Raw genomic sequence first — 4,511 nt, 5'->3', positions numbered from 1 at the left:
ATATGGGACGACATATATCAGGCTCGCCAGACGAGCTTAAAACACCAATGCGATCCAAACGGTCATGAAGCCGGAGCGGCTGAACAGCGCCGGTCAAATCGCAAGCTTATGGATGAACGATCATGGACCAGGCTGTCGATGAGAAAACGATGGCGGAAACCGGCACGCCGATAACAGAGCGCGAAAAGAACGCCATCATCGGCGGCGTGCTGTTGTCGATGCTGTTGGCGGCACTCGATCAGACCATTGTCGCGCCGGCCATGCCGACCATCGGGCATGCGCTCGGAAACGCACACTATCTGCCATGGATCGTCACCGGTTATCTCCTGACCGCTACAGCCGTGGCTCCGCTCTACGGCAAGATTTCCGACGTCTACGGCCGCCGGCCGACCGTCTATGCCGCGATCCTGATCTTTTTGGCGGGATCGCTGGTCAGCGCGATGGCCCCCAACATGTTTGTGCTGGTTGTCGGGCGGGCGATCCAGGGCGCCGGTGGCGGCGGCTTGTTCGCTTTGACGCAGACCGTCGTCGGCGATCTCGTGCCGCCGCGCGAGCGGGCACGCTATGCCGCCTGGTTCTCCGGCACATGGGCTGTCGCCAGCATTGCCGGTCCGTTGCTCGGCGGCACTTTCGCAGAGCACCTGCACTGGTCACTGATCTTCTGGATCAACATTCCGCTTGGTTTTCTTGCGATGGCGATCATCAACAAGCCGCTCAAGAAACTGCCCATTGCCGCAAAGCGCCATCGCATCGACGGCCTGGGCGCGCTGCTTCTGATAATTGCCACGGCGCTGCTGCTGCTCGCCTTGAACTGGGGCGGCAGCGCCTATCCCTGGACTTCGCTTGAAGTCATCGGCGTTCTCTGCGGTTCGGCGATTTTCTGGAGCGCTTTTGCCTTGCGGCTCATGCGCGCCGCCGAGCCGCTCATCTCACTCGAAGTGCTTGGCAATCCAATCGTTCTGGCGGGCACGCTTTCGATGTTCCTGCTTCAGGCCGCAAGCGTCGGCATGGCTGTGTACCTGCCCGTCTATCTTCAGGCGGTGCTCGGCTTGTCGGCAGCGGAGTCGGGCATCGCGATGCTTGGGCTTCTGCTGGGGACCGTCGGCGGCGCGGCATTCAGCGGGCGTATGATCCCGCATTTCACCCACTACAAGCGCATTGCGATGGTGGGCGTCGTCTTCAGCATGCTGTGCCTCTGCCTGCTGGCCGTCGTCGCAGGATATGCAACGCTGCTGGAGGTCGAGGTCTTGACGATTTGCATCGGGTTTGGAACCGGAACGACGTTTCCGGTCACCACCGTGTCGGTCCAGAACGCCGTCGATCGCGTGCATCTCGGCGTCGCGACGGGCGTGCTGACATTCCTGCGTTCGCTTGGCAGTGCGCTTGGGGTCGCCATGCTCGGCGCGGTCGCTCTGGGCTACGGCTTGCCGCTTGCCGGTGAAGGCGTGCGGATCGCTGGCCATAGCGCGACGATCGAGCCGTTCGTGATGATCTTTGCCGTCGCCGCCGCTACATTGCTGCTGGGGCTGATCACGCTGACGCTGATGCCCGAAAAGGAGCTTCGCGGCTACGCCGACAATGCGGCGCCGATGCTGGCCGAGTAAAGTTCAGCCGGAGACGCCGAGCTTCTTCTGCAGGCTGGTCGATGAGGTCGTGTACTGGAAAACGATGCGCTCGCCGGGGCTGATGATGCGCTTGGCGGCCTGCGCCATCAGCGCCACTTCGTGGAAACCCGACAGGATCAGCTTCAGCTTGCCCGGATACCAGTTGATATCGCCGACCGCGAAGATGCCGGGCACCGATGTCTGGAATTTTTCGGTATCGACCGGAATGAGGTTCTCGTGAAGGTTGAGACCCCACTCCGCGATCGGTCCGAGCTTCATGGTCAGGCCGAAGAACGGCAGCATGCGCGTGCAAGGCACCTCGACGTCGCCATCCGGTCCCTTGATGGTGGCCGATGACAACTGGCCGTCGGCACCGGTCAATCCGGTCACCTGGCCGACCTGGAATTCGAGCTGCTTCATCTCCTGCATGGCATACATCTTGTTGACGCTGTCGGGAGCGGCGCGGAACTCAGGCCGCCGGTGCACCAGCGTCACGCTCTTTGCCACCGGCTGCAGGTTCAGCGTCCAGTCGAGCGCCGAGTCGCCGCCGCCGACAATGACGAGGTCGTGGCCGCGAAAATCCTCCATCCGGCGCACCGAATAGAAGACGCTCTTGCCTTCATAGGGCTCGATGCCGGGGATCGGCGGACGCTTGGGCTGGAAGTAGCCGCCGCCGGCGGCAATCACCACCACCTTGGCCTCGAACACCTCGTTTTCGTCGGTGGTGACGCGAAAACTGCCGTCCTCCAGTTTTTCCAGGCTGGAAACCATTCGGTTGTAGCTGAAATCGGGCTTGAACGGCGCGATCTGCTCGAGCAATTTGTCGACCAGCCCCTGCGCCGAGATCGAAGGCCAGCCTGGAATGTCGTAGATCGGCTTTTCCGGATAAAGTTCCGCGCATTGGCCGCCCGGCCGATCGAGAATGTCGATCAGGTGGCACTTCATGTCGAACAGGCCGAGCTCGAACACGGCAAACAGGCCGACCGGCCCTGCCCCGACAATAAGCACGTCTGTCCTGGTGATGTCGGTCATGCCTGTGCCTCGCTGCGCATGACCCCGAAAATCGGAACGATTTTCGGAAAGGATCATGCGCAAATAAAAGTGCTACAGCGTCCGTTGCGCGTCCAAGAGGACGCGCGGCGCTGTGGTGAAACAGCAGGACACTGCATGACCATCGCCCCGCTGCCAAGCCACAGCGGGAAAAATCAGTTGGCAAAAAGGTTGCGCTTATCCCTGGCGGGCAGGCACCCGCACGACCAAGCCGTCAAGCGCATCGCGGACCTTGATCTGGCATGACAGGCGCGAGTTGGGCTGGACGTCGTAGGCGAAGTCCAGCATGTCCTCTTCCATCGCTTCCGGCTCGCCGACTTCAGCCGTCCAGGCTTCGTCGACATAGACGTGACAGGTGGCACAGGCGCAGGCACCGCCGCATTCGGCTTCGATCCCGGGCACGGCGTTGCGGATCGCGTTCTCCATGACCGTAGAGCCGTTCTCGGCGTCCATGTCGAAATGCGTGCCGTCATGGGCAATGAAAGTCAGCTTGGTCATTTGTCACCTGAAGGGAGTTGCAGCCGAGATAATCACTCCGGCTGACAAGTCAACTGCCGCATGAAAGCGCCGCCCGATGACGTTTTTCCGCAAATCGGATTCGGCGCGGATTCAGCGGTTGATGGCGGCGATGAAATCGCGCACTTCGTCGATCAGCGTACCAAGCCGCTTGAGCGTCTGGCCGTCTTCCGGCCGGTGCTCGATCTCGGTGGCGCAATCGGCGATGGCAAAGGCGCCCACGCCCCGTGCCGAACCCTTTAATCCATGGGCGAGCAGAAGCCGGTCCTTGATATCGGCGTCGACTATTCTGTCACGCACGGACAGCGCCTGCTGTACAAATAGCGCCAGAACCTCTTGCTCAAGGCTGCGGTCACCCATTGTCTGGCGGGCAAGGTGTGCCAAATCGACCGGCCGTGACCGTCTTGGTCCGGATACATCTCCCCCGGGCATTGAGAAGGCGATGCCGCTTTCGCCACGCATGAACTCGAACTCCGTTTCTTCGACTCGCCCAAAAACCTAGGCGAATCCAATGGACAACGGGTTAATGAATGGCCCGGAAAAATGTTGCCAAAGCGGCGTCCAAATCACAGTTCCGTTAACCTTATATTTAAAGTTTTACGTATCCCGCGGAATGCATGTTTTCTTTACCCCCCTGTGTCATTACGATACGAGGGGTCCATTTTCAGCCTCCTGCGCGGGGCAAGACAAACAGAATTATAAGCCCGCGGCAGCTAGTACAGGGTAGCGAAGGCATGGCAAAGAAACCGACGACGAGAACTCTCGACAGCGAAGTGGCCAGGGAACTGGAAAAGGCGCTCGATCTCGACCTCAGCAATGAGATCGGCAGCGGCGACCTCGATATCGCGGCTTCGATGGAGGATCTTGAAGCGCAGATATCCCAGGCGGCCGACGAGCTGGCGCGCGAGGGACGCAATCATAAGCCGGAACAGAACCCGGAGCCGGTGGTCAACCAAAACCAGGCCGCGAAACCCGCGCCCAAGGCCAAACCTGCCGAATTGCGCCCCGTGGAACCGCGCAATGGCGCCCAGCCCGCAGGTTTCGCGCCGGCCAATGACGATCGCCAGAAGGATTACAAGACGCTCCTGCACAGCCTCAACAGGCGTGCCTCGAACACCATTTACTGGGTCGTCGCCTTCGTTTCGCTCGCCTGGTTCGCCGGTGCCGGTGGTTTGGCCAATCTGCTTTTCGGACCGAGCATCTGGAGAATCCGCACGCTCGACCAGTTCCTTGCCCGTCCGGAACTGATCGGCCTCGCCGTCGCGGCCATCGTGCCCGTCATCCTGTTCTGGGCCTTCGCCGCCATGATTCGCCGCGCCCAGGAAATGCGCATCGCCGCAC

General features: G+C 61.0%; 5 protein-coding genes. 2 read left to right on the top strand and 3 right to left on the bottom strand.

Translation table 11 applies throughout. The features are described from left to right. Nucleotides 1–122 precede the first annotated feature (122 nt). The gene (locus EN879_RS25285) at nucleotides 123–1,604 is read left to right on the top strand and encodes an MDR family MFS transporter (RefSeq protein WP_063167917.1); all 1,482 of its coding nucleotides are present in this window, start codon (nucleotides 123–125) and stop codon (nucleotides 1,602–1,604) included. 3 nt (nucleotides 1,605–1,607) lie between these two features. On the opposite strand, the gene EN879_RS25280 is transcribed toward EN879_RS25285, so the two are convergent. The 3 genes from EN879_RS25280 to EN879_RS25270 all read right to left on the bottom strand — a co-directional run bounded on the left by EN879_RS25280 (nucleotide 1,608) and on the right by EN879_RS25270 (nucleotide 3,632). Then, nucleotides 1,608–2,636, bottom strand: coding sequence for an NAD(P)/FAD-dependent oxidoreductase (locus EN879_RS25280; RefSeq protein WP_063167916.1), 1,029 nt, complete (start codon nucleotides 2,634–2,636; stop codon nucleotides 1,608–1,610). Between the two features lie 195 nt (nucleotides 2,637–2,831). Next, entirely contained in the window at nucleotides 2,832–3,152 is a 321-nt protein-coding gene (locus EN879_RS25275) for a 2Fe-2S iron-sulfur cluster-binding protein (protein WP_013531878.1), read from the bottom strand. A gap of 111 nt (nucleotides 3,153–3,263) precedes the next feature. Then, the gene (locus EN879_RS25270; RefSeq protein WP_023813039.1) at nucleotides 3,264–3,632 is read right to left on the bottom strand and encodes an Hpt domain-containing protein; all 369 of its coding nucleotides are present in this window, start codon (nucleotides 3,630–3,632) and stop codon (nucleotides 3,264–3,266) included. 272 nt (nucleotides 3,633–3,904) lie between these two features. On the opposite strand from EN879_RS25270, the gene EN879_RS25265 reads away from it, so the two are divergent. Beyond that, nucleotides 3,905–4,511, top strand: a 607-nt coding sequence (locus tag EN879_RS25265; protein WP_164774564.1) for a hypothetical protein, incomplete at its 3' end; no start/stop codon positions are given.

The organism is Mesorhizobium sp. M7A.F.Ca.AU.002.02.1.1, assembly GCF_003998535.1.
Classification (GTDB): Bacteria; Pseudomonadota; Alphaproteobacteria; order Rhizobiales; family Rhizobiaceae; genus Mesorhizobium; species Mesorhizobium ciceri.
This window is presented reverse-complemented; position numbering and strand designations above follow the sequence as displayed.